24 protein-coding genes are annotated in these 26,195 nt (G+C 45.7%); 18 read left to right on the top strand and 6 right to left on the bottom strand.

What is annotated here, in order from left to right; all coding sequences use genetic code 11:
* The first annotated feature begins 424 nt into the window (after positions 1 to 424).
* The gene (locus ACQ4M5_RS10580) at positions 425 to 754 is read left to right on the top strand and encodes a hypothetical protein (RefSeq protein ID WP_430675579.1); all 330 of its coding nucleotides are present in this window, start codon (positions 425 to 427) and stop codon (positions 752 to 754) included.
* Between the two features lie 130 nt (positions 755 to 884).
* Here ACQ4M5_RS10580 and ACQ4M5_RS10575 read toward each other — a convergent pair whose 3' ends face one another.
* Complete coding sequence (locus tag ACQ4M5_RS10575; RefSeq protein ID WP_430675578.1) at positions 885 to 1,322, bottom strand: type II toxin-antitoxin system VapC family toxin; 438 nt, start codon at positions 1,320 to 1,322, stop codon at positions 885 to 887.
* Entirely contained in the window at positions 1,303 to 1,536 is a 234-nt protein-coding gene (locus ACQ4M5_RS10570; RefSeq protein ID WP_430675577.1) for a hypothetical protein, read from the bottom strand. The genes ACQ4M5_RS10575 and ACQ4M5_RS10570 overlap by 20 nt, the downstream gene beginning before the upstream one ends.
* Before the next feature lie 189 nt (positions 1,537 to 1,725).
* On the opposite strand from ACQ4M5_RS10570, the gene ACQ4M5_RS10565 reads away from it, so the two are divergent.
* A complete protein-coding gene (locus ACQ4M5_RS10565) occupies positions 1,726 to 1,965 on the top strand; it encodes a hypothetical protein (RefSeq protein WP_430675576.1) in 240 nt (79 codons plus the stop codon).
* A 115-nt stretch (positions 1,966 to 2,080) separates the two neighbouring features.
* Here ACQ4M5_RS10565 and ACQ4M5_RS10560 read toward each other — a convergent pair whose 3' ends face one another.
* Entirely contained in the window at positions 2,081 to 4,150 is a 2,070-nt protein-coding gene (locus tag ACQ4M5_RS10560) for a BamA/TamA family outer membrane protein (RefSeq protein ID WP_430675575.1), read from the bottom strand.
* A gap of 181 nt (positions 4,151 to 4,331) precedes the next feature.
* Between ACQ4M5_RS10560 and ACQ4M5_RS10555 the strand changes: the two genes are divergently transcribed.
* Both ACQ4M5_RS10555 and ACQ4M5_RS10550 read left to right on the top strand, forming a co-directional pair.
* Positions 4,332 to 5,120, top strand: a complete 789-nt coding sequence (locus tag ACQ4M5_RS10555) for a cysteine hydrolase family protein (RefSeq protein ID WP_430675574.1) — start codon at positions 4,332 to 4,334, stop codon at positions 5,118 to 5,120.
* A 110-nt stretch (positions 5,121 to 5,230) separates the two neighbouring features.
* Positions 5,231 to 6,250, top strand: coding sequence for an FG-GAP repeat domain-containing protein (locus ACQ4M5_RS10550; protein ID WP_430675573.1), 1,020 nt, complete (start codon positions 5,231 to 5,233; stop codon positions 6,248 to 6,250).
* A 42-nt stretch (positions 6,251 to 6,292) separates the two neighbouring features.
* Here the strand turns inward: ACQ4M5_RS10550 and ACQ4M5_RS10545 are convergent, their stop codons facing one another.
* Complete coding sequence (locus ACQ4M5_RS10545; protein ID WP_430675572.1) at positions 6,293 to 7,219, bottom strand: methyltransferase domain-containing protein; 927 nt, start codon at positions 7,217 to 7,219, stop codon at positions 6,293 to 6,295.
* 90 nt (positions 7,220 to 7,309) lie between these two features.
* On the opposite strand from ACQ4M5_RS10545, the gene ACQ4M5_RS10540 reads away from it, so the two are divergent.
* The 3 genes from ACQ4M5_RS10540 to ACQ4M5_RS10530 all read left to right on the top strand — a co-directional run bounded on the left by ACQ4M5_RS10540 (position 7,310) and on the right by ACQ4M5_RS10530 (position 9,640).
* On the top strand, positions 7,310 to 7,969 hold the full coding sequence (locus ACQ4M5_RS10540) for a DUF4230 domain-containing protein (protein WP_430675571.1): 660 nt from the start codon (positions 7,310 to 7,312) through the stop codon (positions 7,967 to 7,969).
* Positions 7,970 to 7,986: 17 nt separating this feature from the next.
* On the top strand, positions 7,987 to 8,706 hold the full coding sequence (mtgA, locus tag ACQ4M5_RS10535) for a monofunctional biosynthetic peptidoglycan transglycosylase (protein WP_430675570.1): 720 nt from the start codon (positions 7,987 to 7,989) through the stop codon (positions 8,704 to 8,706).
* A 403-nt stretch (positions 8,707 to 9,109) separates the two neighbouring features.
* Positions 9,110 to 9,640, top strand: a complete 531-nt coding sequence (locus ACQ4M5_RS10530) for a Dps family protein (RefSeq protein WP_430675569.1) — start codon at positions 9,110 to 9,112, stop codon at positions 9,638 to 9,640.
* Positions 9,641 to 9,737: 97 nt separating this feature from the next.
* Here the strand turns inward: ACQ4M5_RS10530 and ACQ4M5_RS10525 are convergent, their stop codons facing one another.
* Entirely contained in the window at positions 9,738 to 10,781 is a 1,044-nt protein-coding gene (locus ACQ4M5_RS10525) for a hemerythrin domain-containing protein (RefSeq protein WP_430675568.1), read from the bottom strand.
* Between the two features lie 336 nt (positions 10,782 to 11,117).
* On the opposite strand from ACQ4M5_RS10525, the gene pgl reads away from it, so the two are divergent.
* Positions 11,118 to 11,834: a 6-phosphogluconolactonase gene (gene pgl, locus ACQ4M5_RS10520; RefSeq protein WP_430675567.1), complete on the top strand. Its 717-nt coding sequence runs from the start codon at positions 11,118 to 11,120 to the stop codon at positions 11,832 to 11,834.
* Between the two features lie 81 nt (positions 11,835 to 11,915).
* Positions 11,916 to 13,253, top strand: a complete 1,338-nt coding sequence (locus ACQ4M5_RS10515; RefSeq protein WP_430675566.1) for an ABC transporter substrate-binding protein — start codon at positions 11,916 to 11,918, stop codon at positions 13,251 to 13,253.
* A gap of 307 nt (positions 13,254 to 13,560) precedes the next feature.
* Here ACQ4M5_RS10515 and ACQ4M5_RS10510 read toward each other — a convergent pair whose 3' ends face one another.
* Positions 13,561 to 14,355, bottom strand: coding sequence for a glucose 1-dehydrogenase (locus tag ACQ4M5_RS10510; protein ID WP_430675565.1), 795 nt, complete (start codon positions 14,353 to 14,355; stop codon positions 13,561 to 13,563).
* A 140-nt stretch (positions 14,356 to 14,495) separates the two neighbouring features.
* Here ACQ4M5_RS10510 and ACQ4M5_RS10505 point away from each other — a divergent pair, with 140 nt between their 5' ends.
* From ACQ4M5_RS10505 to ACQ4M5_RS10465, 9 genes are all read left to right on the top strand, one after another.
* Entirely contained in the window at positions 14,496 to 15,137 is a 642-nt protein-coding gene (locus ACQ4M5_RS10505; RefSeq protein ID WP_430675564.1) for an exopolysaccharide biosynthesis protein, read from the top strand.
* A 17-nt stretch (positions 15,138 to 15,154) separates the two neighbouring features.
* On the top strand, positions 15,155 to 16,678 hold the full coding sequence (locus tag ACQ4M5_RS10500; protein ID WP_430675563.1) for a mechanosensitive ion channel domain-containing protein: 1,524 nt from the start codon (positions 15,155 to 15,157) through the stop codon (positions 16,676 to 16,678).
* Between the two features lie 306 nt (positions 16,679 to 16,984).
* Complete coding sequence (locus tag ACQ4M5_RS10495) at positions 16,985 to 17,434, top strand: chemotaxis protein CheW (protein WP_430675562.1); 450 nt, start codon at positions 16,985 to 16,987, stop codon at positions 17,432 to 17,434.
* 4 nt (positions 17,435 to 17,438) lie between these two features.
* Positions 17,439 to 18,584: a CheR family methyltransferase gene (locus ACQ4M5_RS10490; RefSeq protein WP_430675560.1), complete on the top strand. Its 1,146-nt coding sequence runs from the start codon at positions 17,439 to 17,441 to the stop codon at positions 18,582 to 18,584.
* Between the two features lie 10 nt (positions 18,585 to 18,594).
* Entirely contained in the window at positions 18,595 to 20,190 is a 1,596-nt protein-coding gene (locus ACQ4M5_RS10485; RefSeq protein ID WP_430675559.1) for a methyl-accepting chemotaxis protein, read from the top strand.
* Positions 20,191 to 20,193: 3 nt separating this feature from the next.
* Positions 20,194 to 20,856 (top strand): chemotaxis protein CheW, encoded by a 663-nt coding sequence (locus ACQ4M5_RS10480; protein ID WP_430675558.1) that lies wholly within the window; start codon positions 20,194 to 20,196, stop codon positions 20,854 to 20,856.
* Entirely contained in the window at positions 20,853 to 23,618 is a 2,766-nt protein-coding gene (locus tag ACQ4M5_RS10475; RefSeq protein ID WP_430675557.1) for a hybrid sensor histidine kinase/response regulator, read from the top strand. Before ACQ4M5_RS10480 ends, ACQ4M5_RS10475 begins: the two co-directional genes overlap by 4 nt.
* 3 nt (positions 23,619 to 23,621) lie before the next feature.
* Positions 23,622 to 24,593, top strand: coding sequence for a chemotaxis response regulator protein-glutamate methylesterase (locus tag ACQ4M5_RS10470; protein ID WP_430675556.1), 972 nt, complete (start codon positions 23,622 to 23,624; stop codon positions 24,591 to 24,593).
* Between the two features lie 4 nt (positions 24,594 to 24,597).
* Positions 24,598 to 26,088 carry an adenylate/guanylate cyclase domain-containing protein gene (locus ACQ4M5_RS10465; RefSeq protein ID WP_430675554.1) on the top strand — a complete coding sequence of 497 codons (1,491 nt, stop codon included), beginning with the start codon at positions 24,598 to 24,600 and terminating at the stop codon, positions 26,086 to 26,088.
* Positions 26,089 to 26,195 lie beyond the last annotated feature (107 nt).

Here is a 26,195-nt window from a genome sequence, read left to right as displayed (position 1 = left end):
TTCCACGGTCGGAGACCAGAAGAATCTTACCTCTAGGAGATAGAGGCAGCGGATTCCGCGTGTTTTCGTTGTTCTTCAAGCACTTTAAGCTGATGAGTGCATCATGCTCTGAAATGCGAATTCCAGTCGGACTTGAATAGCGAACTACTCAGTTTCCAAGGGTTGGAATTGACTCGCGAAGAAAGACTGAATTAGGTTTATCAGCTTCTTGCTTGAAGAAGTGCGATTTTCGGAGGTGAATCGCTTCACACATCAAAATCCTCTCTAAATTCTCTCCAGAGAGGTCTTCCGGAAATTCGCGCAACTGTATTTTAGCGACAACTAAACAGTGTAAGACAAGATTGGCAAAACTGTCGAGAAATTTTTCAGGTTGGGATTTGGAGGAAAATAGAGCGATCAAGATTCTATGTCGTAATTCAAAACAATGCTGCCTCCGTTAGCACCTTATCAAGTCTCACGCACTTCTCTAATTTGCTGCATAGCCAGTTCAGTGGTGACGCATTTCCTAGTCATTGGCTTTGTAACTGGTAATCTTTTTGCTATATTTTTTGCTCCAGTTGTATCTGTACTCGTCATTCTAGCTATCACCGTTGCCATAGCATCAATCAAAGCGCTGGTCGTTGCTGTACTCGCTGGTAGTCTGCGCTCTGACCAACTACGGTGGTGTTTAATCTTGGGAGGAACGCTGCTTCTATCGTTGCTAGAAGCAGCCATCTACTACTACACCTGGAATTTATCGTTTCCCTTTGGCTAATGCTGTATGAACGGTTTAAGCACGCCCGAATTAGATCATTGGAGAGTAGTTTCCATTGTACAGTAGTGGTTTCTGCGATCGCTTACACAGTCTGTAGCGTTTGGGGTTGTGGAAGCGATCGACAACTTCTCTAAGCTCCAAAATACTCATCGCCACTAATCAAGCGAACATTGCAGAACCGTTGAATTGTCTCGAAGTCCCTTAAATTATCAGTCACGACTGAAACGCCTGCTCGTTTCGCTGTTCTTGCAATCAGCACATCATGAGTAATTCGATATTTCTGGTCTGCTGACATTCTCGGTGTTAGTCCGCCCCGCTGCGACTTCAACCCACGCTGCAAAGAATTGATCACTTTTCCCGCTAACCACCAATCTTCTACAGTCGGTACAAGAAGTCTGCCTAATTTCTCGTACTCTTTCAGAACAGCATTGAAGATCTTAACTTCAGCATCATCTTCAGCCCCAACAACCAATTCTTGAAGCACCACAACAGATAAATAGAATCCTTTGGGAAGCTCAACTCGTTTGCGTGAGATGAAAATATTTGTATCAAAGGTCACTTTGGGCATTCGAGTCAGGATTTTTTCGCTTTGAGATCATATCCCAAGCTTGCATCATTAATTCATTTGCCTTCCTGATTTGCTCATCACTGGCTTCTGTTTTGGATGCTGTACCAGTGACAGTTTTCCTGACGTTGACTTTACGGCTTGAAATTGTCTCAGCCTGCTTGATTTCCCAATTATTCTCAGCCGCTTTACTTTGATGAGAATTCATTTTTTTCATTGGTATCACACATAGTCGATTACTCACCATCCTAAGCTAAATTAATTGAACTTGATAAAATAAACGCATTGTGTTTGAAGTGCTTCTTATGCAGATCCCCTTATCGCCAGAGCTTGAGAAATTGATTCGAGAGAAGGTTAGTAGGGGGCGCTATGGTTCAGCGATCGACGTCATCGGAGAGGAAAGCGTATGAACAAGAAGATTTCTAAATCTGAGATGGATGACGATCTTCGCCCTGAATATAATTTTGCTGAGATGCTGAAGGGAGCAGAACGAGGAAAATACGTCGATCGCTATCGTGCTGGAACAAACGCAGTCTTATTAGATCCTGATGTAGCGAAGGCGTTTCCGACGGCTGAGGCTGTGAATGAAGCATTACGATCGCTGATTCAAATCTCTGAGCGAATGCAAGCAGACAAGCAATCCTAGAATACCTCTGGTCAATGCTCTATCTTGATCGCAACGTTGTGATCTCACCTTCAAAAGCTTGAGCAGGAATTGCGATCGCAATTCCCTTTCTAGACGCGCTTCTTACACTGACTCACTAGAACTTCTCTCCAAAGCCAAACTGGAATCGTCCTTCACCCTGATCATTGATTCCATAGCCTGCTCGAATTGTTCCGAACGGCGATCTCACCCGAATTCCTAAGCCGAAACCAAATCCTGAACCCGGTAAACCGCGAACCGACCCTGGAGCACCTAAAACGGCATTTGCAGAACCTAGATCTGAACCAAAATCGGCAAATACGGCTCCTCCAATGATGCTGTAAATCGGGAATCGGTACTCAGCAGACGCGAGAAGGAAACTGCGACCGACTGCAACATCGTTAAAACCATATCCTCGGACTGAGTTAGGTCCACCTAGTGTGTAAGCATTGTAGGGCGGTAAATCGCCGATCGTGGTTCCCGCTTGAACATTAAATGCTAGTACTTCCGGTTGTTGCTGTGTCTTTTCTAGATTAAAAAAGTTCACCGGGATGTACTGTGAATAGTTCGCTTGCAGGCGATTCGAGAGAATGCTACCACTTCCAATTGGAATCGATTGCTCGGTAGTGAGTGTCAGGAGCGAACCGCTTGATGGATCAGATGGGTTATTGCGCTGATCTCGGACAGCAGTGAAGTTTAGCGTGGTTAGATCATCGACTCCGGTTCCGCTGAATGATAGAGGAGCACCATTACGATCGCGTCTTGCAACATTGCCATCGCGATCGCGCAAACTAATTCGCGTATAGTTCAAACCTAAAGTGCCATCCCAACCATTCCCGATCGGACGATTCACAGCAACAGTTCCACCAAAGCGACCTTCACGAACGCGATCGCCATTGGATAGTTCACTCGCATCGTTATCAAACACTCGTGAAAGCCCCCGTCTGCGGAAGCCGCTCACGCTATATCCCAATTTGTCGGGTTCGGTCGCGCGATAGGGGCTGACAAATCGCCCATCGAATTGAACATCTCGCGTTCCGACTGAAATGTTTCCGCCGACCTGCTGTCCTATGCCATTAAAATTGTTGTCGCTATAGTTAAAACTTCCGAATAGACCTAAATCATCGTTGAGACCACCGCTAACATTGAGAGCGCGGCTGCGAGCTTCAGTGAGGTTATAAACAACAGTTGTGTTACGGGCATCTCCTTCAAGCGAAATCCGACCGTTTGTAAACAGTCCCGTCTGGAGAATGCGCTGGAGGTCTTCACGGGCAGCAGACTCTTGGAAAATTTGCCCTGGTTTGAGTTGAATTTGGTTTCGTAGGAAATCTTCTCTGGTTCTGCCGCGAACAGGTTCTCCTCGATCGTTGGTGGGACTGCCTTGTTCGTCGGTGAATCGGATTTGAATATTCCCGATCGAGCCTTCTGCCACTTCAACGGTTAGTACACCATCCCGATTCGGAATCACTCCGATCACTCGTGCCAAACTAAATCCATTTTGCCGATACCAATCATTGATCTGTCGAATGCTGGTGTTGATTGCGGTGGGACTAACAGGTGCACCAAATTGGGATTGGAAGAACTGATTCGCGATCGCAGGTGTGAGCGCTTGTGCATTGACGAGATTCAGCGATCGGACTGTGGCAGGCTGAACCTGAAAGGTCACACTTAACCCGTTCGGATTTGTGCGCGTCGTAAAAGTCGCAGTACTGAACAATCCGGTTTCTAGAATGGTTGCAATATCGCGCTGAAGTTGAGGTGTACTAACATTGCCGCCCGGTTGAGTTTGAATGCGATCGCGAACTAAGGTTTGCAGTTCAGGAGAAGCCCCAACGATTTGCACATCAGTTGCGGTGAGGACTAGATCCGATGGCGCTTGAGGTTGTGGAGTAGGGCGTGTAGGGGCTTGTGCAGTGGGTTGAATGAGCGTGGGAACAATCGGCTCTGGTGGAGTCACTTGGGCGATCGGCTTGCGAGAAAATTCTGGCGTTGGACGGGGTGCTTCGATTTTTGGTGTTTCAATCTTTACGACTGTGGCAGGACTCGGAGTTTTGCTGGTAGAAATCGTTTTGGTTTCAGCCGTTGGAGACTCAGTTGGAACGACGACATCTTGAGCGATCGCTGTTCGGGCGAACTCTGAAGTCGAAATAAACCCGATCGCACAGAGAGTGAGTTTAGAAACACGCATTGCAGAACCCGTAGAATTAGAGCTTTGTGAATGAACAAATTTAAGAATTAAGCTTAGTTGTATCAGAAAAACCAGTGAACTAGAGCAGATTTGATCTCCCATTCGTGATCTGATAAACAGCACGATGTGAAACAGTTGTAGTACTGATTGAAGAACAATTTGAAAGCAGAGTTCCCGTCCTATGAATTCATCGCTCTATCCGCTCGGTGTCCCTCCGAATGCTTGGTATGTGAATGATACGATCGCAGATTTGACCCGACCCGCGATCGCCCCGCAAATCATCACGCTGAATACAGCCACAAAAACATTGCAGCTAGACTTAGCAAAATCTGCGCTGATTATCATCGATATGCAGAATGATTTTTGTCATCCTGACGGATGGTTATCGCATATTGGAGTCGATGTCACTCCTGCTCGATCGCCGATTGTGCCGATTCAGCAGTTGCTTCCGATTTTGCGAGGAATTGGACTGCCGATCGTCTGGGTGAATTGGGGAAATCGTCCGGATTTGCTCAATATCAGTCCTGCGGCTCGTCACGTTTACAATCCGACTGGAACTGGCGTGGGCTTGGGTGATCCCTTGCCGAAAAATCAAGCTCCGGTGCTGGAAAAAGACAGTTGGGCAGCCGCGATCGTCGATGAACTTCAACCGATGGAGAGCGATATCAAAATTGACAAATATCGAATGAGTGGATTTTGGGATACGCCGCTTGATAGCATTTTGAGAAATTTGGGGAAAACAACGCTCTTTTTTGCGGGTGTGAATGCGGATCAGTGTGTGATGACAACGCTACAAGATGCAAATTTCTTGGGCTATGACTGCATTTTGCTAGAAGACTGTACGGCAACGACTTCACCAGAATTTTGCCTTCAAGCAACCTTGTATAATGTGAAACAATGCTTCGGATTCGTGAGTGATTCAGCGCAATTCATTGATGGGATCAAGACGAGTATAAAACTTACGAATTAATGAGACAATTGCCATACTGTCTAATATCTTTTTGGTCGAGCTTCCTGGTGCTGAAACGCGAGAATGTAGACATAATATAGTGTTGCCGATTTCGTTGAAGAAAATACAGTATGGCAGTTCCCGAAAGTTTAAATCCGCTAAGAGTTCCTGATTTTAATGGTGATGGTCGTACTGATTTATTCAGTTTGAATTCCAACACTTTTGTTGCTGATTTGCGCTTAGTGTCTGGAGTGCGATCGCTCGGTTCAAGTTCGTTCGCCTCGATTCCAAGCACTTGGGATGCTCCGAAATATGGGGATTTTAATGGCGATCGTAAAACAGATTTGTTGTGGCGAGATTCCGCGACTGGAGCGAATGGAATTTGGCTAATGGATGGCGCTTCGATTCGAGCAGGAGCATTTCTTGACCCGCTGCAAGGAGATTGGCGAAGTGTCATTGGTGAGTTTAATAGCGATGGAAAAACGGATCTATTTTGGTACAACTTCAGCACCGGAGACTATCAGCTTTGGTTGATGGATGGATTACAAAAAACGCGACAAATTAGCGGCAAAATTGAAGGCGGATGGGAACCTACGATCGCGGATTTTAATGGCGATGGTCGAACGGATTTGTTCTGGCGAAATCCCACGACAAGCGGCAATTCATTCTGGACTTTTGATCCACAGACGTTAGCAATTTTTGGTGAATCAATTCCAGTAAAAGGATTGACTTGGAGTGCAGAAGTCATTGATTTTAATGGCGATGGAAGAAGTGATCTTTATTGGCGTGATCGCTTAAGCGGACAGAATCAGATTTGGACTTGGACAGGCAGTGGGTTTCAACCGGATGCAACCCCGATCGATCTTCCGGGTACAAGTTCTGATGTCACCATCCGAACGGCTGATTTTGAAGGTAATGGCTTGACCGATTTCTTAGTTCGCAATCCGAGTACAGGCAGTGATCAGGTTTGGCTTTCCAATGGTAAGGGAATTGAAATTTTGCCTGTTGCAAGTCAATCGGCTGGATTCCGAGCGGAAATTGGAGACTACAACGGCGATCGATTCTCGGATATTCGCTGGACGAGCCTTGATACGACGCAAAGTGTGATTTGGTTTAGCAATGGAATTCTGCCGAAACCAATGGTGGCGTGAAGTTGAGTGTGGAACGATCGGGCTTGATCATTCCACACGGAGCTATTTTCTAACGGCGCGGAACATTCCAAACCGACATAGTCCAGCCCCAAATGCCAATCGCATCAATAGCAAAGTTGGAACTTCCCTGAGCGACTTAATAAATCCAGACACACCAAATTGGATCAATCCTTTAGGACGTGCTATCCCTTGCCAAATCGAGTCCAGCCAGGACGGTAATGTTTCCTGTGTCCAATCCGCTGTTTGAACTGCTTCATCTGTTAGCTGTGTCGCTTCCAATAGTTCCGCGAATCCTTCAATGCTGGCAAACTCTGGATGTGCCCATTGATCGAGCAATTGTTTCATCACGAGACCTTCCCACAGCACGAATGGTTTCTGCCTTGCATCCCTTTGATTCCAGTCCGCAACTACCAAAATTCCGCCCGGTTTCAGAACTCGCATTAGTTCTTTTGCAAACACCGCTTTATCTGGCATGTGTGGACCTGCTTCAATACACCACACCACATCAAAGCTAGAATCTGCAAACGATAGATTCATAGCATCATCTTGCTGAAATTTTGCTGGGACTTCTGGTGGCGTAAGTTCTTGTGCCCGTTTTACTTGCCCAGGACTGATCGTAATTCCCGTCACCTGAAAGCCATAGTCTTTTGCCAGAATTCGACTGCTGCCTCCGATGCCGCAACCGACATCTAACACCGTTGTGCCTGCGGGAAGCTTGTCTAATCCACCCCAGCGCACCATTTCATGCACAAAGTCTGCTTTGGCTTGTAAGAAGTCTTTTGAGCGAGGAGGAGAACCATAGTGACCAAGATGGATGTGTTCCCCCCAGTAGAACTCTAGAATGCCGTCTTGAGTCCATTCGTCATAGGCATTCGCTACCGAATCACCCGACTGATACCGACGCGGATTTAGAAGATACACCAGAACCAAGCCAGCGGTTCCAAGAGACAGTAGCCAAAAAATGTTCATAAAACTTAAAGAAGTGACTCTTTCATTTTAAGGGACGAGCAGGGCGAAGTTTGGAATAGACTGGCAGGAGATGAAATCAGGAGACGATTTATGTTAACTTGGGGCACGTGGCTCGGACAAAAGACTGGAACGCTGATTGCTCAAATTCTTCAGAAACTTGGATGGCAAGCGATCGCGCTTTTAACTATTCTGATGCTCGGTTTGTTCAGTCTACCGTTTCTCTTGCAACCAAGTGCGACTCATGTTGATGTGAGGAATTTGATCTTCTCAGGATTGAACAATGTGGATCAGTTAACGACAGTCACGATCGATGCGAAAGCGACTGTTCGAGTAGAGAAGCCGAGTGAAGTCTGGGGCTTGCAAGTTGGGCAAACGAATTTTGTGTATGAGGGAGTGAGTCAAGTTCAAGCAGGGATTAACCTCAAGCGGTTAGAGGTGAAATCGGTGAGTGCAGATGCCGTTCATTTAAGTTTGCCTGCACCGTATGTTCGAGAGATTGGCTTGAATGTGGGGCATTCGACGATTTTGGCGAACTATCGAGATTGGTTTGCCCCAAAAGCAACTCCCGAATTGCAAGAACAAGCTCAACTCAAAGCGATCGCTGCAATCCGACAAGAGGCTTGTAAGGGTGGCATTCTTGAAGCCGCGAACCAGAGCGCGAAACAATTGCTAACTGATGTATTGACGAAGTTGGGATATACAATGATTCAGATTGATACTCAGTTGCCGAAAGATAGTATTTGTGGTTAGTTTTTGGGAAGCGTTCAATGCCTCGGCTCAAATCTCGGCGACGGTTTACACTCAAATCGATCGTTCTGTTTCTGTTCAAAAGCGCGATCGTATTTCTCTTTATCTCGATCGCGCTTGTACTTCCGTTGCGTTGGATTCCTCCGATTACATCTAGCTTTATGCTGCAATCGGCTTTCTTTAGCTCAGGTGGATTGCAGCCTTACAGCTATCAATGGAGATCGTTTGATCAGATTGCTCCGAGTTTAGCTTTAGCAGCAATTTCCGCAGAAGATCAGCGATTTCCAGATCATCAAGGTTTTGATTTTCAAGAGCTTCAAAATGCGATCGGGCAAGGGAAAGCAGGTGAAGGATTACGAGGTGCAAGTACCATTACTCAGCAAGTTGCAAAGAATTTGTATCTTTGGTCAGGGCGTAACTTGCTGCGAAAAGCTTTAGAGGCTTGGTTTACGGTTTTGATTGAACGGAGTTGGTCAAAGCAGCGGATTTTAGAAGTTTATTTGAATATTGCTCAGTTTGGCGATCGTACTTTTGGAGCGGAAGCCGCAAGCCGACGTTTTTTTCAGATTAATGCAAATCAATTGAACCAAGAAGAAAGTGCATTGTTAGCAGCAGTTTTACCAGGTCCTGAAATTTATTTTGTCGATCGACCTTCTGCAACAGTTTTACGGCGACAAGCCTGGATTCTTCAACAGATGGAGCAATTAGGATTGGATTATTTGAGTCGCTTGAGAAACTAAAAATCGCTCAAATGTTGTGATTTGTGAATATTTATCTGATATTTATTTGCATCTAGTGAGTGTTCTCTAGATTACACATTCATCTCGTTAGATCAGTATCTGCACAACAAAGTCAGGATCATAAGTTTCAAAATTTGCTTTGAGGATTGGCGATAGAGAGATCAAACCCATCTCAGCACCTTGCAATAACTTATAAGCATTACATGATTTTGTTATCCAGCTTGTTCTCCGTACACAAATCATCTTTGCTTAAGCGGCAGTCAGTACTGATAAAACCTTGCATTTTTTCAGGTTTAAACCCTGTAGAATCAGCGATCGCGCCTCGAATAAACCTGTTACACTCAGGCGTAACTCACATACAAAGCATCGATCGTGAACCTATCGATCTGCTAGGAGAAATACTATGGCTCAAACACTCGTCAGACCCTTTGGACAAGTTGGGAACAATCCAGTCCTATTAGATCGTTCTACGACTGAACCCGTTTGCGAAGGTTTAAACATTGCTTTGGCAAGTTTTCAAGCCTTGTATCTGCAATATCAAAAACATCATTTCGTAGTGGAAGGCGCAGAGTTCTACTCATTACACCAGTTCTTTGAAGAAGGGTATGGTGCAACTCAAGGTCACGTGCATGATTTGGGAGAGCGCTTAAACGGTTTGGGTGGTGTTCCCGCTGCCAGCTTCTCGAAACTTGCAGAACTTTGCTGTTTTACTCCCGAAGCGGACGGAGAATTTAACTGTCGCCAAATGGTCGAAAATGATTTAGTAGCAGAGCAAGCCATTATTTTGCTACTTCGTCGATTGGCATCGCAAGCAGAAAGTTTGGGCGATCGCGGAACTCGTTATATGCTTGAGCAAATTCTTCTCAAGACTGAAGAACGCGCTTATCACTTGGATCATTTCTTAGCAGCAGATACATTGGTCGTGTTCAATTAGCGATCGCACTGTGGATCAGATTCAAACGATCTGATCCACAACACGATTGATAGTTACTAATTTACTAATCAGAGAATCGACTGGATCAGTAGGAAACCTACATAGATGCCATTTCTTGTTGCACTCTGGTCTTCACTGCTTTGAATTCAGATGCCATTTGTTCCTTCTCTTCGGTGCTGCAATTTTTGTCGATCGATGCAAACATCGTGCTTTCTTCCTGCCGAATGTGATCGCCGACTTGCTCCATCAAATCCTTGATCTTAGAGCGGAACAGATCAGCCGACGAAGCTGGATCGATCGATTTAATCTCCTCTAACATCGGTCGCCATTCTGCTTGTTCGTCGTAGAGTTCCTGAGTGTTGTCATCGCCATAGAACGGGCGAATTTTGGCATAGACGACTTCTTCCTCAGCTTGAGCGTGAGCCAGCATATCCTTGTACAGTTGACCGAAGTATTCTTGTAGTTTCTGTGGATCTTTCGTTGCACCGATTTCAGTGAAGATCGTGTTGACCTTATTGTGGTCTAACCGAATCAACGTTTGGATATTCATATCCTGCTTATCGGTGTTTTGCGTGATCACACTCCCTGCAACACCAGACAACGCTGCGATCCCATCTTGCACACGTGCCCACAGACCTTGATCCGCATCCATTCCAGTCATCTCACGAACGCCCACTTGTTCGAGCATTCCTTTGAGTTGTTCTTGGTGTGCCCGACCTTCAAAGTTCACCGTATTGAGCGGCGCGATCGCAATTTCGATATCGGCTCCCACTTTCTGAGCCGCTTTGTGGATATTGATTCCACTCATGGCTTGACCATGCTTCATCAATTCATGGTGAATGAGCTTTTGATAGTACGTAAATTCATCGCCTTCCATCATCTGCTCAAAGTTCTTGATAAAAATCTTTGTTGCAGGACTAGGTTCAGCTTGAATGCCATACTGAACAATCACCGTTTCAATGATGCCTAAGTTCTTTTGGTCATCTTCTAGCATATTTTGTAAGCGATCGCGCACATCATTATAGGGACACGCTTCGATCAGTTTTTGATCATTGGAAATAATCAAACTTTGAAACGTTTTCAAATCCGCTAACCGTTCTCCGATCATCAATCGTTTTGTATCATCTAGCGTTGTAACCATGTTTAATTCTCCTATAAGTTATGTCGATCGCTTCCTGATTCTGAAAGGGATCGCTCAGTGTTCCACCTGACTGAAGTTAGATCTTGAAAAGATATAGCGATCCTATTTGAGTCGTAAACATTAGAAAGAGTGGGGGGTAGGGAGTAGGGAGTAGGGAGTCAGGCATCAAAACGGGAGCAACACCCTACTCCCCACTCCCCACTCCCCACTTCTTCACAACTCACTTAGGATTGCTATAGTCAGTTTGCAACCTCTCGATTTCGCCAATATTTCTTAAGAGAGCGGAGGTTTCAAAATTCTTCCCTTATTCTGACGAAGAAGAATGATAAATGCCTTATGAATCCACACGTTGAAATCCTCTCTGACTTGCCTGCACTCGTCGATCGTGCTCTCGAACTTGTGCTTGAAAAACTCCACAGCGCGATCGCATCTCGAAACATTGCGACGATCGCTCTAGCAGGCGGTAGCACTCCAAAACCGCTCTATGAAAAACTCGCACAGCAAGACTTTCCTTGGGATAAACTGCACATTTTCTGGGGGGACGAACGGTATGTGCCAGCCGATCATCCTGATAGTAATCAGCGAATGGCGCGATTAGCTTGGCTCGATCGAGTTCCAATTCCCGCTGAGAACATTCATCCCATGCCAACTGAAGAATCTGATCCTGCGATCGCAGCCCAAAAACACGAAGCTGAATTGCAATCTTTCTTCAACTCAAAGCCTGGAGATTTTCCTGCATTTGACGTGATTTTGCTTGGAATTGGCGATGATGCTCATACCGCGTCGCTGTTTCCACAGACGGAAGCCTTGAAAATTCGCGATCGCTTAATCACAGTCGGAAACAAAGACGGAAATCCACGAATTACTTTCACTGCGCCTTTCATCAACGCTGCTCACAGTGTTATTTTTATGGTCGCAGGTGCAAATAAATACAATGCTTTAACGCAGATTTTTGCAGACGAAGCCGACGAAATGACTTACCCAGCAAGACTGATTAAACCGCAAGGCGAACTCTGGTGGTTACTCGAACAATCTACAAACTTTGCTAAATAATGCAAAAAATCGAGAGTCTTAGGTTTACAATCGGCTTCACTAACACTCGGATTTCTCGATCTTAAAGGAGTTGACCGTTCAATGAGTAACCAGGCTTCCCCAACTCGTCTGAAAATCGGACGCGCTTTGTCTCTCGCAGTTATGACACTCACGGTTGGATTGCTGGCTGCCGCCTGTCAAGAAGCCGCCCCACCCACCGGACAAGGCGGAACCGCATCGCCAGCGGGGAATGCCTCTCCTGCTGCAAATACCGGAGGCTTAAAGATTGGATCACTCCTGCCTTCGACTGGAGACCTCGCCTCGGTTGGACAACAGATGACAGCGGCAGTTCCCCTGCTGGTTGAAACCGTGAATCAATGTGGTGGCGTGAATGGTCAACCTGTCACTTTGGTTCAGGTGGATGACCAGACCGATCCGGCTGCGGGTGCAGAAGGGATGACCCGACTAGCAGAGCGGGAACGAGTTGCAGGTGTGGTTGGCTCATTCGCGAGTAGTGTTTCGACCGCAGCATTACCGATCGCGGTTCGTAACAAAGTGGTGCTGATTTCTCCAGGAAGTACGAGTCCGGTGTTCACGCAACAGGCGAAAGAAGGCAAGTTCCAGGGCTACTGGGCAAGAACCGCTCCACCCGATACCTATCAGGCGCAAGCTTTGGCAAAATTAGCGAGTGAGCGCAACTTGAAAACCGCAGGCACGATCGTGATTAACAACGATTACGGAGTGGGCTTTGAGCGGGAATTTGTCAAAGCATTTGAAGCACTGGGCGGCAAGATTACGAACGAGGCAAGACCGACTCGTTATGATCCGAAAGCAACCACGTTTCAAACAGAAGCTGCGGCAGCCTTTACAGGTGGTCCACAAGCTGTTGCAGCCGTTCTATATGCAGATACGGGAAGCTTGATTGTGAAATCGGCTTATGAGCAAGGAAGAAGCCAAAACGCTCAATTTCTACTCACAGATGGCGTTTACTCTCAAGACTTTGTGGATAAGGTCGGTAAAGGTCAGAATGGACAATCAATTCTTACAGGTGCGCTGGGAACGGTTCCGGGGGCAAGTGGAACTGGATTAGCTTCATTTACGAAGCTGTGGGAAGAAAAGCAGAAACGTCCTTTAGCGGCTTATGCGCCTCATGCTTGGGATGCTGCTGCGATCTTGGTGTTAGCAGCACAAGCAGCTAAATCGAACACGGGTGAAGCAATCAAGAATCAGGTGCGGGAAGTGACTAATGCGCCTGGAGAAGAGGTTTCTGATGTGTGCAAAGGGTTGGAACTGTTGCGTCAAGGTAGACAGATTAACTATCAAGGGGCAAGCGGTAATGTCGATATCGATGAGGCTGGCGATGTGGTTGGTAGTTATGATGTTTGGACAGTGGGACCGGACGGCAAGCTGAAAACGATCGGCAAAGTGAATCCGAGATAAGGGGGAATTGTGCGATCGACATTAATGCCTGGGCGAATTCTATTCGGTGGGTGTTCGTGCAGAAAGTTGAATCGATGCAATCGCGATCGCACTAAGAGAGTGTTTTAAAGGTAGTCGTTGGTTGCTACATCCGCCCGTGATTAGAAATCACGGTCTATCGGCACAAAGTCCGTTGGAAACGGACTGAAGCATAACGATGAGTGGCTTTCAACCCGTTTGAACGGGTTTCTCCCCGATAGACCGTGATTTGCAATCACGGGCGGATGCAACCGTAGCGACCTGTCTCTCAATTCCTTTAAAACATCTTCTAAGCAGACCAAGCCTCACGAAAATCCGCGTAGAGCGTTAATCCACCATCAATAAACAGTGTTTGCCCGGTAATGTAAGCCGCATCTTCTGAAGCGAGAAAGGTAACAGCGGCAGCCATTTCTTCAGTCGTTCCCGCACGAGACATAGGAATATGACTTTCTACAACCGCTTTCTTTTCTGGATCTTCGACCCACTCTTCATTAATTGGAGTCACGGTTGCACCAGGCGCGATCGCATTCACCCGAATTCCACGACCTGCATATTCAAGTGCCAGTGTTTTAGTCAAATTCTCCATTCCGCCTTTACTCACTGAATAGCTTAGATACATTGGTCGAGGAATGATCTCGTGAACACTTGAGATATTGATAATAGTTCCAGGTTGAGTGTGTGAAACAAAGTGCTTTAAGGCTTCTCGCGCACAGAGGAATGCACCGCGTAAGTTAATCGAGAGAATTCGATCGAACTCTTCAGTCGGAATCTCATGTGAAGCTCGCTCAGTTTGTACTCCTGCATTGTTGACTAAGATATCTAAGCTACCAAATGTCTCGATCGTGGTTTTGAACATTCTCAAAATGTCTTCTTCTTTTGAAACATCACCTTGAATCAGAACTGTTTTGATGCCTTCAGGAGCTTTTTGGAGCGCCATTTTTTCGGTCTCTTCGGCTTCTTCGAGGCTCTTACGATAGTTGATGGCAACATTGCAGCCTTCTTGAGCCAGTCGAATTGCGATCGCTTGTCCGATCCCTGAACTGGCTCCAGTAATAAGCGCGGTCTTTCCAGCGAGTCCTTTCATCACAGTTCTCCATTGGGTCTGAGCGAACAGCGCGATCTTACACTAGCAATTCGCTAGAAAAAACGATAAATCACTTCAGTAAACAAAAATCTGTCTGTAGAGTGAGTCAAACCTTGCTAACTGCGATCGAGAATAACCCTATGACTGAACAGGACAAATCTCAGAGCGAATCTCAGTTACATACCTCTGAATTGTTGCAGAATTTATTGCGGCAACATTCTGGGGAAACGATTCGCTTAGGAGAATTGATCCAAAGTTTGGGCAGTCGTGCGTTTGGTCCAACGTTATTAATTTGTGCATTACCGGAAGCATTACCGTTACCGATCGCAGGTGTATCTGCGATTATTGGAACTCCATTACTCATTTTTTCGGTGCAACTTCTACTTGGATATTCTTCTCCTCGACTTCCAAAATGGTTATCGAATCGAACTTTCAGGCGCAAAGACTTTGAGAAAGCGGTGAGAGAAATTCTCCGCTATCTGCACCGATTTGAGAAAGTAATTCGTCCTCGCTGGCAGTTCGCAACAACTTCGATCGTAGAACGTTGGTTAGGATTGCTTTTTGTGGTGCTTGCAGTCGTGATTATGCTGCCGATTCCGTTTGGAAATTTCCTACCTGCGATCGCGATTGTGACGATTAGTTTGGGATTGATCGAGGCGGATGGAGTGTTAGTAGTCGTTGGCTCGATCGCTGCTGTGATCATTCTGGCAATTATGGCGGGTGCGATCGTGGCACTCTTCTCTTGGGTGATGCAGTGGCTTAATCAATTCTTGAGACGATAAGCGAAATCTTTCTTCGGATGGAAACTTTCTGTGTTCTTGAAACGGTAAGGTCAGTCTGGAATCTCGTATCGATCGCGTTTATGGAATTACAAGAACTCTTCAATGGAATCGTTGTTCGAGGCTTGTCTGGAGAGTTATCTGAGTTCTTTTCGACCAATCTATTTACGTTTGGTGGAAAGCAATTCTCGATCGGCTCTGTGGTCGAGATTCTGATTCAAGTCATTATTGTTCAGATCATTGCAAATCTAACGAAGCAACTTCTGAAACAACGAGTGTTTCCGGGCTTCGGAATCGATGTTGGAACTCGCGAATCGCTTTCTACGATCGTGAGCTATATCGTTACGGTTATTGGATTTTTTGTTGTTGTTGAAACAACTGGAATCAATCTGAGTTCTCTTGCGGTCTTTGCAGGCGCGATCGGGATTGGTTTCGGAATTGGTTTGCAGAATATTACTAGCAATTTTATCAGCGGCATTACATTGCTGTTTGAACAGCCTGTGAAGGTTGGTGACTACATTGAAGTGGATCAAATGGCGGGAGTGGTTGAAGAGATTTCGGTTCGCAGTACAACAATTCGGACTGTTAATGGGGTGCATGTGATTGTTCCGAATAGTCGAGTGCTTGAAAATAGCGTAGTGAACTGGAACTATCGTGAGCCAGAATCTCGATTGGTGATTCCGGTTTCGGTTGTCGATGAGAGTGATTCTCTGACCGTAATGGAGGCGTTGTTAGCGGCTGCACGTCAAGAACCGAGAGTGTTAACTTCGCCATCTCCAGAGGTTTATTTCAAAGGATTGGATGTTGAGAGTTCCATGCTGAAGTTTGAACTATTAGTGTGGATTATCCGACCGATCGAGATGGATTCGATTAAAAGTGCATTGTATTTTCTGATCGAAGCAGAGTTTCGCGATCGCGATCTCGATACCAAAGCGGCTCCGACTGATATTGTGCTGAATGATTTACCCACAATCGTTCAACTCTTACAAAATAAAACTCATCAGAATGGTTCAGCAATTCCAGTCATGCAGCCTGAAAAGCCGATTAGTGGTTGGCTTCTGCGCGATCTGCTGAAGAAAGTGAGCTATTTCCAGCATTGTTCCGATGTAGAACTGCGGCAGGTGATTGAGAAAGGCTATCGGAAGCGGTTGGCAGCGGGCGAAGTAATTGTGCGAGAGAATGATCCAGGAGATGCGTTTTATCTGATTCTGTCGGGTGCTGTTGAAGTGGTGGTGGAATCTATCGATCGACAAGTTGCCGTTCGACGTGCGGGCGAATTCATCGGAGAGATGTCGCTTTTGTTGGGAACGCCTCGGAGCGCAACTTTACGCACAGTTGAAGATACGATTCTATTTGTCGTGGATCATGGAAATCTACAAAGTTTGCTCAGTAGCCATCAGGGATTGGCGGATCAAATTGCTGAGGAACTATCGCATCGGCAGGAGACGCTTAAAAGTTTAGGTGTGACTGTAATGGAAGCGACGAAGGAGGAATCGCGATTTGAATTGATTCGGAAACAGATTCGATCGATTTTTGATCTTTAATTTTGGATGTGTTCAAAGTTTGGGTATGTTCAAAGGTTTGCGTAGCTCTGAGTCTGTCGCTGCAATTGAGTCCACCCGGAAATAAATCTCCGGGCTAATCGGAGAAAGGAGGCTGAAGCCCCCTAAGAGCGCAGTTTTAGCCCTCTTCAGAGGGGTTCCATCCATTAGCCCGGAGATTCATTTCCGGGCGGGATAGCGGGTAAACACACCAACATTCACAAACCGCTAAATTCCCCTCTTGAGATAGATACTTAGCACCTTCAGATTGCGTTAATCTCGGCTACGAACTGATCGCGGCGATCGTACATGTTACTGCTGCTTTTCCATCTTGATGAAGATACTTATGCGATCGATAGCACTCATGTGGTCGAGGTGCTGCCGATCGTGATGCTGCGAAAAGTATATCAAGTGCCTGCTCATGTTTCAGGTGTGTTTCGGTATCGCAATTGTATCGTGCCTGTGGTGGATCTCTGTAAGCTGATTCGGGGTGAAGCTAGTCGATCTCGCTTCAGCACTCGCATCATTATGGTTCGATATCAAACCAGAGATGGCGAAAATGCTTATGTGGGATTGTTAGCAGAACGAGTGACTGAAACGCTCAATTTACCGCATCTAAAGCCAATAGAACAGAGTAATGATGGTTCTTATCTCGGTGAAGTCTTGATGCACGACAGCGAAATGATTCAGCGATTTCATTGGGAATCTTTGATCACTGATGTTCAGAATGCAGCACTAATCTCTGGAGGGGCTTGTTGAGTGAATGGTGCAAACAACGATTGAAGCAATGTTGAGACAGAAGATTGGATTAGATGCGAATAGTATCGGATCAAACGCGATCGCTTATGCGATCGATCAGCGTCGATCGCGCTGTGGTTCTCCCAATCTGAAAGATTATTACGATCGTTTGCAGCATTCACCCGAAGAACTTAATGCGTTGATCGAAACGGTTGTTGTTCCTGAAACTTGGTTTTTTCGCGATCGAGAACCGTTTGCGTACTTAAAGCAATGGATTCAGAATGAATGGAAGCCAATCACGAAATTGCGCGTTCTTTCTGCACCTTGTTCAACCGGAGAAGAACCGTATTCGATCGCGATTACATTAGTCGAAACAGGACTATCGACAGAACAGTTCCGAATCGATGCGATCGACATTAGCCAAATTGTTTTAGAGAAAGCGAAAAAGGCAACCTATTCAAAGCGATCGTTTCGAGGAAATGCGCCTGCTAATTTGGCGTATTTTGAGAAAACTGGCGAACAATATCAACTACGATCGCACATTCGTAATACGGTTCAATTTGTCCGAGAAAATCTTGTAGAACCTCGTTTTGTTCTCGATCGACAATATGATGTGATTTTTTGTCGGAACTTGTTGATTTATCTCGATCAAGAATCGCGATCGCAAGTGATGAATACGCTCGATCGTGCTTTAGTCACACCTGGATTATTGTTTGTAGGTGCAGCAGAAACATCACAAGTTCCATCCAACAGTTATGAATTAGTTCATCACTCTGGCGCATTTGCTCATCGGAAAGTAGAGCGACCAAAACCTGCGCCTACAGTTCCAATTCTTCAATCATTACCGCCGCCAAAGCCATCCCCAAAACTGCCGAAAATGGAGCAAGCAAAACAATGTCTTAAGCAAGGAAAACTCATTGAAGCGGTACGACTTTGTGAAGCACATTTAATCTGCGATCGAACCGATACAAATGCTTACTTTCTTCTCAGCAAAATCTATCAGGAACTCAAACAACTTCCTCAAGCAGAACAAGCCTTACAAAAAGCGATTTATCTTAATCCTAAATTCTATGATGCCTTGATTGAATTAGCAGTTTTGAAAGAGCAACAAGGAGATTTTACAACCGCAAACATTCTCAGAGCAAGAGTTCAAAGACTTCTCAATTTATAAGGTCATTTCTATGCTAAACAGAATCACAAATCGAATTTTACTCGGCTATTCTATTCCCTTAATATTTTTGATTGTACTGAGCGCGATCGTCTATCGAACAACAACCCGCACATTTCAATTACAAGCCCAAGCCCAACAAGCAGAGCAAAATATTCGACAGACCGATCAGTTAGTGGATGGCATCAATCGCATGATTGGCGCAGGTCGAGGATATTATATCTTTCCAGGACAGCAAGACTTTCTCACAAGTTACAATGCAGGACGAAAACAAGCAGCCGAGAGAGCACAACAATTGCAATCTTCCAATAGTCCTGTTGTTCGGAATGCGCTTGGTGAATTAACGAAATTAGTTGAGCAGTATGATGATGTGTTTCAGAGCGCATTCCGAGCGGTGAATCAGCGGAATCTAGCACAGGCTAGAGCAGAACTCGCAAAGCCCAGAATTGTTGATGTAATAGAGCGGCGCGATCGAGTCGTGAGCGAACTTCAGGCTGAACTGAATCGGCTTAATCAATCGGTTGCTGACTCTCAAGGGTTTTTGCTCAGATTGATTGTAATTGGAACAACGTTAGCACTGATTTTAACAGTCATTGTGGGATTGCTGACTACTTTGCCTCTAAAACGTCAACTTCCCAAAGTGGTGAATGCAGCAGAAGCGATCGCAGATGGCAATTTGACTTACTCACTGGGTCAAACGAAAGATAGAACTGAGGTCGGTCAATTGCTGGTTGCTTTCCAAAACATGATCAAAAGCTTGAATGGTTTAATTTCTCAAGCTCAACGATCGGGGATTCAAATTAGTACTTCAACGACACAGATTGCCGCTGCTGGCAAAGAGTTAGAAGCAACTGTAAATGAACAGTTCGCCTCAATGAATGAAGTGAATGCGACTGCACGACAGATTGCAATGACAGCGGGGAACTTAGCGCGATCGATGGATGATGTGGTGAAAACAGCCCAGGAGACAACGAATGCAGCTACAGATAGTCAAACGAACTTAGATAAGATTCAGTCTGCGATGCAAAGACTTGGATACGCGACGAATTCGATCTCATCTAAGTTGAAAGTGATGGATGAGAAAGCGAACAATATCAATACTGTTGTTACTACGATTACGAAGGTCGCAGATCAAACGAATTTACTGTCTCTCAATGCTGCGATCGAGGCAGAAAAAGCTGGAGAATACGGTGCTGGATTTGCCGTGGTTGCTCGTGAGATTCGACGGTTGGCGGATCAAGCCGCAGTCGCGACTCTTGAGATCGAACAGATGGTGAAAGAAATGCAGTCTTCGGTTTCAACAGGTGTGATTGAAGTGGATAAGTTTCGGGGTGAAGTGAAGCAATATGTGGATGAAGTTGGCAATGTGAGTCAACAGATTGAAAGCTTTATCGGTGAAGTGCAAGGACTGACACCCAAATTTGTCACGGTCAATCAGAGTATGGATGAACAATATCGAGGAGCCGAGCAAATTAGTACTGCGATCGCTCAGTTGCGCGATGCGTCTCAACAAACCGTACAGTCGATTCAGGAAACGAACTATGCGCTGACTCAGTTAGATGATGCGACACGAGGCTTGCAGCGTGAAATCTCACAATTCAAGGTGTAAGTCATGGTGACGATCGAAGAAATCAGCGATTGTTGGAATCAGATCGGCGCAGAAGGCGATCGCAGTTGTGAGCAGCTTAAACAGGTGAATCATTGCCATAACTGCCCCGTGTTTGCCAAATCTGGAAGCTTGCTGCTAGAGCGCGAAGTTCCAAGTGAGTATATCCAGGAATGGACTGATACGATCGCAGAACGCGGATCAGCCCTGAGTTTGCGATCGACCGAAGAAATGCTTTCGTTGATTCTATTTCGGTTGGGAAATGAACAGTTTGCAATTTCAGTACGATCGCTGCAAGAAGTGATTCGTCTAGCTCGAATTCATACTTTGCCCCATCGCAGCAATTCTCTACTTTTAGGTTTAACTAGCATTCGAGGTGAAATCTTACTCTGTGCGTCTCTTAGAGAGTTTCTGAACTTAGAACCGACTGCATCATCAGGACGCGAACAAATGCTAATCGTAGGAACAACTCAGCGCAAATGGGTGTTTCCAGTCGATGAAGTGTATGGAATCCAGCGCTATCCCTTACGAGAGATTCAAGATCCACCTGTTGTTCTGCTCAGGACAAATGCTGCTTATACGCAAGGCATCATTACCTGGAATGATCAGAAAGTGAACTATCTGAATGCAGAATTGCTGATTGACACGCTCGATCGGAGATTGCTATGAGCTATTCAATGCGCGATCTGTTTCAGCAAGAAACGAGTACTCAAGTCGATCGCTTAAGACAGTGTTTGACTCGTTTACAGCAACAGCCTGATCAAAAAGATGAGATTGATACGGCTTTGCAATCGGTTCGTGCGATCGTGGGTGCGGCTCATTTGGTCGAGTTTACGGCTGCGATCCATTTAGCAGAAGTGATGCAAGCTTGTTTGAGTGCAGCCTATGAGGATCGGCGACCTTTAACACCTGAACGGTTAGAAGCATTGTTGCATGGCTGTACTTTGCTTTCTCAGATGGGTCAGCTTGAAGAAACGGAACAATGGTTATCGAATCATGGAGAAGATCTAGAGAAAACAGAAAGGTCGATCGAGGAAACATTGTCTGCTCAGATGAATAATGGTGCGCCCTCACCCCCAACCCCTCTCCCTAGGGGAGAGGGGGGCAAGAATTCTGGTTCCCTCTCCCCTAGGGAGAGGGCTAGGGTGAGGGCTACAACCGACTCAAACGAAGCGAATATACCTCAATTACTAATAGAAGAGCTACCTAAATCTTCTGCTCAAAGCCTTGTTCAAGATGATCCGGAGTTAATGGAATTGTTTCGGCAAGAAGTCGAAGCGCAAACGATTACGCTCAATCGGGGATTAGTCGCGATCGAAGCTCATCCCAATTCCCGTCAAGAACTTGAATCTCTTATGAGAGCCGCACACTCGATCAAAGGAGCCGCTCGAATTGTTGGGCTAGATGTTGCAGTTGAGTTGGCGCATCAGATGGAGGATTGTTTTGTCGCGGCTCAGAAACAGTCTCTCAAGATCAATGCGGCTCAGATTGATGCGTTGTTTCGCAGTGTAGATCTGATTCAATCAATCAGCCAAACTCAGAATGTTCAACAATGGCTGTCTCAGCATCGTTCTGATCTTGAATCAGTTCATCAATTGCTGTCGCCTGATGCTGCTCCAAAATCCATTTCACAGCCTGTTCTGCAATCCGCTACTCCTGCACCGATTTTGCCAAAGATCGAACCCCAAGAGCCTGAAGCGAACATACAGAGCAATACACGGGAGCGCGATCGAGTGGTTCGGATCAGTGCAGACAACTTAAATCGCATTGTTGGACTGGCTGGAGAATCAATGGTGGAAGCGTATTGGCTCCAACCGTTTGCAGAATCATTGATGGAAATTCGATCGAAACAAATTGCGCTGTCAAAAGCCCTAGAAGATCTGCAACAATCGCATCCGATCGAACAGTTGGAACCCCTTCGGCAACAAGAACGAGAATGTCGAGACTTATTGAGCGATCGTATTGCCGAACTCGGTGAATACATTCGACGGACTGATAGTTTATCCGATCGCTTATATCGTGAAGTGATTCAATCCCAGATGCGCCCGTTTGCAGATGGAGTGCAAGGCTTTCCGCGAATGGTGCGAGACTTATCTCGACAGCTTGGAAAGCAAGTTAGATTGTCAATCATCGGAGAGAACACGCCTGTCGATCGAGATATTTTGACCAAGCTCGAAGCTCCGATTACTCATATTTTGCGAAATGCGATCGATCACGGAATCGAGTTGCCCGAAGATCGGATTAAAGCTGGAAAATCCGCAGAAGGAACGATTCAACTCGAAGCTTCTCATCGGGGTGGAATGCTGATGATTAGCATTTCTGATGATGGCAAAGGCATTGATTCGGATCGAGTTCGCAAACAAGTGATTCGTCGTCATCTTGCACCGCCAGATTTTGCCCGACGAATGACCCACTCTGAACTGATGGAATTCCTCTTTTTGCCTGGTTTTTCGCTCACGAAACAAGTGACAGAACTATCCGGGCGCGGTGTCGGATTAGATATTGTTAAAGCGATGGCGCAAGAGGTCGGAGGTTCAGTCCGCGCAACGTCTTCACTCGGTTCGGGGACAAGTTTTCACCTACAGTTGCCGCTTACGTTGTCAGTCGTGCGAACGTTGCTAGTTGAAGTTTCAGGTGAACAGTATGCGTTTCCTTTGTCGCGAATCGATCGTATTCTGAGTCTCGATCGAGCTTCGATTTCTGTGGTCGAAAATCAGCCTTACTTTACCTTTAATAATCAACACATTGGATTGATTTCGCTGAATCAAGTGTTTGATCTAAAGCGATCTAGTTCATTACCTGAATCGCTCTGTGTGATTGTTCTAAGTTATCAATCAGCCCAATATGGATTGATTGTCGATCGAACATTGGGAGAGCGAGAATTAGTTGTGCGCCCCCTCGATCCGCGCCTTGGTAAAGTTCAAGATATCAGTGCTGCATCGTTGATGAGTGATGGTTCATTAGTTCTGATTGTCGATGTTTCGGATCTAGTTCGATCGATTAATAAACTCTTAGATGCTGGAAAGCTTACAGCACCACGCACCGTTGAAACTGAAGAACCGAAAAAACGGATTCTTGTGGTAGATGATTCGATCACAGTGCGGGAAGTAGAGCGAAAACTATTAGAAAAACGTGGATATAGCGTCGATGTTGCGATCGATGGAATGGAAGGTTGGAATGCAGTTCGCAATCAGGCTTATGATTTAGTGATTAGTGATATTGATATGCCTAGAATGAACGGAATCGAGTTAATTCAACAGATTAAGAGCCATTCACGACTACGATCGATTCCTGTGATCGTTGTGTCCTATCGCGATCGAGAATCTGATCGATTGCAAGGCTTGGATGCAGGAGCCAATTATTATTTAACAAAAAATAGTTTTCAAGATGATACTTTGATTCAAGCTGTCGTTGATTTGATTGGGCAGTAAGTGATGAGAATTGCGATCGTCAATGATTTAAGTTTGGCTGTAGAAGCCTTGCGCCGAACAGTCAAACAAGTTCCGCAGCATCAGATTGCTTGGGTCGCTTACACAGGCTTAGAAGCGGTGAATAAATGTGCCCACGATCGCCCCGATTTGATTTTGATGGATTTATTCATGCCTGAGATGGATGGCAGTGAAGCGACAAAGCTGATTATGCAGCGATCGCCCTGTGCGATTTTGGTTGTGACCGCAGATGTACAACATAGCTCTGCAAAAGTGTTTGAAGCGATGGGCTATGGGGCGTTAGATGCGGTGAATACGCCAACGTTTGGGAAAGAAGATGCTCACTTGTTATTGACGAAAATTAAGACGATCGGGAAATTGATCGGAAAGTCTGAGTTTGTGCCAATTCAAGCGAAAGTCCCTCTAGTAGTGATTGGGGCTTCAACTGGAGGACCAAAAGCGATCGTGACGATTCTCTCTCAGTTGCCGCCCGATTTTGGAGCCGCGATCGTGATTGTTCAGCACGTCGATGTGCAGTTTGCGGCTGGCATGATTGATTGGTTAGATCAGCAAACCGCATTAAAAGTGAAAAAAGCGCAGGTGGGCGATCGACCCACGAAGGGCACAGTTTTATTTGCATCAAGTAATGATCATCTCTGCTTACAGGCGAATGGAACACTAACGTATACGCCTTATCCAAAGAACTATCCTTACCGTCCCTCGGTGGATGTTTTTTTCAAAAGCGTAGCGCAATATTGGAGCGATCGAGGAACTGCGATTTTGCTCACAGGCATGGGACGCGATGGAGCAGAAGGCTTGAAAGCGTTGCGGCTTCAGGGATGGTATACGATCGCTCAGAGTGAATCGAGTTGCGTCGTCTATGGAATGCCTAAAGCTGCGATCGAGCAAAATGCTGCGGTTGATGTTCTGAGTCCTGAAGCGATCGCAACCACTTTATTGCACCGTTCACCTTTGTAAAGTCATGAGCGATTCTATTACTGTTCTCCTCATCGACGATCAAGCGATTATTAGCGAAGCCATTCAGAAAATGTTGGCTCCGGAGCCGGATATTACGTTTCACTATTGCAACAATCCACTAGACGCGCTAAAGGTTGCGAAACAGTGTAATCCGACTGTGATTTTGCAAGATTTGGTGATGCCGCAGATGGACGGATTGCTACTGGTGCGATTTTTGCGATCGCAAGATGCGCCAACTGCTGATGTTCCTCTAATTGTGCTATCGAGCAAAGAAGAACCTGTGATTAAAGCTCAAGCGTTTGAACTAGGCGCAAATGATTATTTGGTGAAATTGCCCGATCGTGTTGAGCTAATTGCTCGAATTCGCTATCACTCTAGAGCGTATATCAACTTACGCAAGCGTCAGGAAGCAGAAGCCCAATTACGCGATGAGAACTTGCGGCAAGCTCAGTACATTGAACAAGTGAATAAGCTCACGAAAGCAGCGGTTTCGGTTGAAGATAATAGTTTTAGACCAGAAGATTTAGAAGAAGTCAGCGATCGACCTGATGAACTCGGACAACTCTCACGGGTGTTTGTTCAGATGGTTGATACAGTGAACACACGAGAACAAGAACTAAAGCGATTGAATCAGTCGTTTGCTCGATTCTTTCCCGGTGAATACCTGCAATTTCTACGAAAAGAATCGGTGACTGAGGTGCAGTTAGGCGACTATGTGAGCAAAACAATGGCAGTGATGTTTAGTGATATTCGATCGTTTACAAGCATCTCTGAATCAATGACACCACAGGAGAACTTTGCCTTCGTGAATGCTTACTTAAAGCGTGTCAGTCCAGAAATTCGCAATCACTACGGCATCATTGTGAAATTCTTGGGGGATGGAATGATGGCAGTGTTTCCAGATGGTGCGGATGATGCGGTCGCGGCGGGTGTTGCAAAACAGCTTCGAGTGCAGGAATACAATGTCGATCGAATGGAACGAGGCTTTCTACCTGTACAAGTTGGGATCGGAATTCATGTCGGTCACATGATGTTAGGAATGGTTGGGGAAACCAATCGAATTCAAGGGGATGCGTTCTCAGATAATGTAAATTTGACCTCTCGGCTTGAAGGATTGACCAAATACTATGGCGTTTCAATGCTGATTTCTGGTCAAACTTTGGAGTATTTGAGCAATCCGGATCAATATCAATTTCGGTTTCTCGATCGAGCGATCGTCAAAGGTCGAATTGAACCGATTACAGTCTACGAAGTGCTAAATGCTGAAACCGAAGAGAACCGACAAATCAAACTGCAAACTCAACCGATTTACGATCAAGGAATTGAACACTATCGACAACAGGAGTTTGATCAAGCGAAGTCTTGCTTTAAAGAAGTTTTAGAGGCGAATCCAAACGATAAAACGTCGCAGTTGTATGTCGATCGCGTGACTGAATTGCTCGATCGAGGAGTGCCCGAAAATTGGACGGATGCTTGGGCATTTAGCGAGAAATAAAGGAACGAGATCGTTTGGGTCCGTCCAAAATGTCGCTACGATGCAGTCCGCCCGGAGGTAAACGCTCCGGGCTAATGGGAGAAAGGAGGCTGAAGCCCCCTCAGACA

Source organism: Leptolyngbya sp. AN10, from assembly GCF_050565645.1.
GTDB lineage: Bacteria > Cyanobacteriota > Cyanobacteriia > Leptolyngbyales > Leptolyngbyaceae > Leptolyngbya.
Note: the sequence above shows the minus strand (reverse complement) of the source record. Positions and strands in the feature narration are given on the sequence as shown.

What these genes read in the sequence shown, in the direction of transcription:
- ACQ4M5_RS10475 (WP_430675557.1), top strand. Translation starts at nt 20,853, where the DNA reads ATGAGCTATTCAATGCGCGATCTGTTTCAGCAAGAAACGAGTACTCAA.
- ACQ4M5_RS10500 (WP_430675563.1), top strand. Translation starts at nt 15,155, where the DNA reads ATGGAAACTTTCTGTGTTCTTGAAACGGTAAGGTCAGTCTGGAATCTC.
- ACQ4M5_RS10470 (WP_430675556.1), top strand. Translation starts at nt 23,622, where the DNA reads ATGAGAATTGCGATCGTCAATGATTTAAGTTTGGCTGTAGAAGCCTTG.
- ACQ4M5_RS10545 (WP_430675572.1), bottom strand. Translation starts at nt 7,219, where the DNA reads ATGAACATTTTTTGGCTACTGTCTCTTGGAACCGCTGGCTTGGTTCTG.
- ACQ4M5_RS10485 (WP_430675559.1), top strand. Translation starts at nt 18,595, where the DNA reads ATGCTAAACAGAATCACAAATCGAATTTTACTCGGCTATTCTATTCCC.
- ACQ4M5_RS10580 (WP_430675579.1), top strand. Translation starts at nt 425, where the DNA reads ATGCTGCCTCCGTTAGCACCTTATCAAGTCTCACGCACTTCTCTAATT.
- ACQ4M5_RS10575 (WP_430675578.1), bottom strand. Translation starts at nt 1,322, where the DNA reads ATGCCCAAAGTGACCTTTGATACAAATATTTTCATCTCACGCAAACGA.
- ACQ4M5_RS10515 (WP_430675566.1), top strand. Translation starts at nt 11,916, where the DNA reads ATGAGTAACCAGGCTTCCCCAACTCGTCTGAAAATCGGACGCGCTTTG.
- ACQ4M5_RS10565 (WP_430675576.1), top strand. Translation starts at nt 1,726, where the DNA reads ATGAACAAGAAGATTTCTAAATCTGAGATGGATGACGATCTTCGCCCT.
- ACQ4M5_RS10495 (WP_430675562.1), top strand. Translation starts at nt 16,985, where the DNA reads ATGTTACTGCTGCTTTTCCATCTTGATGAAGATACTTATGCGATCGAT.
- ACQ4M5_RS10560 (WP_430675575.1), bottom strand. Translation starts at nt 4,150, where the DNA reads ATGCGTGTTTCTAAACTCACTCTCTGTGCGATCGGGTTTATTTCGACT.
- ACQ4M5_RS10525 (WP_430675568.1), bottom strand. Translation starts at nt 10,781, where the DNA reads ATGGTTACAACGCTAGATGATACAAAACGATTGATGATCGGAGAACGG.
- ACQ4M5_RS10540 (WP_430675571.1), top strand. Translation starts at nt 7,310, where the DNA reads ATGTTAACTTGGGGCACGTGGCTCGGACAAAAGACTGGAACGCTGATT.
- ACQ4M5_RS10510 (WP_430675565.1), bottom strand. Translation starts at nt 14,355, where the DNA reads ATGAAAGGACTCGCTGGAAAGACCGCGCTTATTACTGGAGCCAGTTCA.
- mtgA (WP_430675570.1), top strand. Translation starts at nt 7,987, where the DNA reads ATGCCTCGGCTCAAATCTCGGCGACGGTTTACACTCAAATCGATCGTT.
- pgl (WP_430675567.1), top strand. Translation starts at nt 11,118, where the DNA reads ATGAATCCACACGTTGAAATCCTCTCTGACTTGCCTGCACTCGTCGAT.
- ACQ4M5_RS10570 (WP_430675577.1), bottom strand. Translation starts at nt 1,536, where the DNA reads ATGAAAAAAATGAATTCTCATCAAAGTAAAGCGGCTGAGAATAATTGG.
- ACQ4M5_RS10465 (WP_430675554.1), top strand. Translation starts at nt 24,598, where the DNA reads ATGAGCGATTCTATTACTGTTCTCCTCATCGACGATCAAGCGATTATT.
- ACQ4M5_RS10480 (WP_430675558.1), top strand. Translation starts at nt 20,194, where the DNA reads ATGGTGACGATCGAAGAAATCAGCGATTGTTGGAATCAGATCGGCGCA.
- ACQ4M5_RS10530 (WP_430675569.1), top strand. Translation starts at nt 9,110, where the DNA reads ATGGCTCAAACACTCGTCAGACCCTTTGGACAAGTTGGGAACAATCCA.
- ACQ4M5_RS10550 (WP_430675573.1), top strand. Translation starts at nt 5,231, where the DNA reads ATGGCAGTTCCCGAAAGTTTAAATCCGCTAAGAGTTCCTGATTTTAAT.
- ACQ4M5_RS10490 (WP_430675560.1), top strand. Translation starts at nt 17,439, where the DNA reads ATGGTGCAAACAACGATTGAAGCAATGTTGAGACAGAAGATTGGATTA.
- ACQ4M5_RS10555 (WP_430675574.1), top strand. Translation starts at nt 4,332, where the DNA reads ATGAATTCATCGCTCTATCCGCTCGGTGTCCCTCCGAATGCTTGGTAT.
- ACQ4M5_RS10505 (WP_430675564.1), top strand. Translation starts at nt 14,496, where the DNA reads ATGACTGAACAGGACAAATCTCAGAGCGAATCTCAGTTACATACCTCT.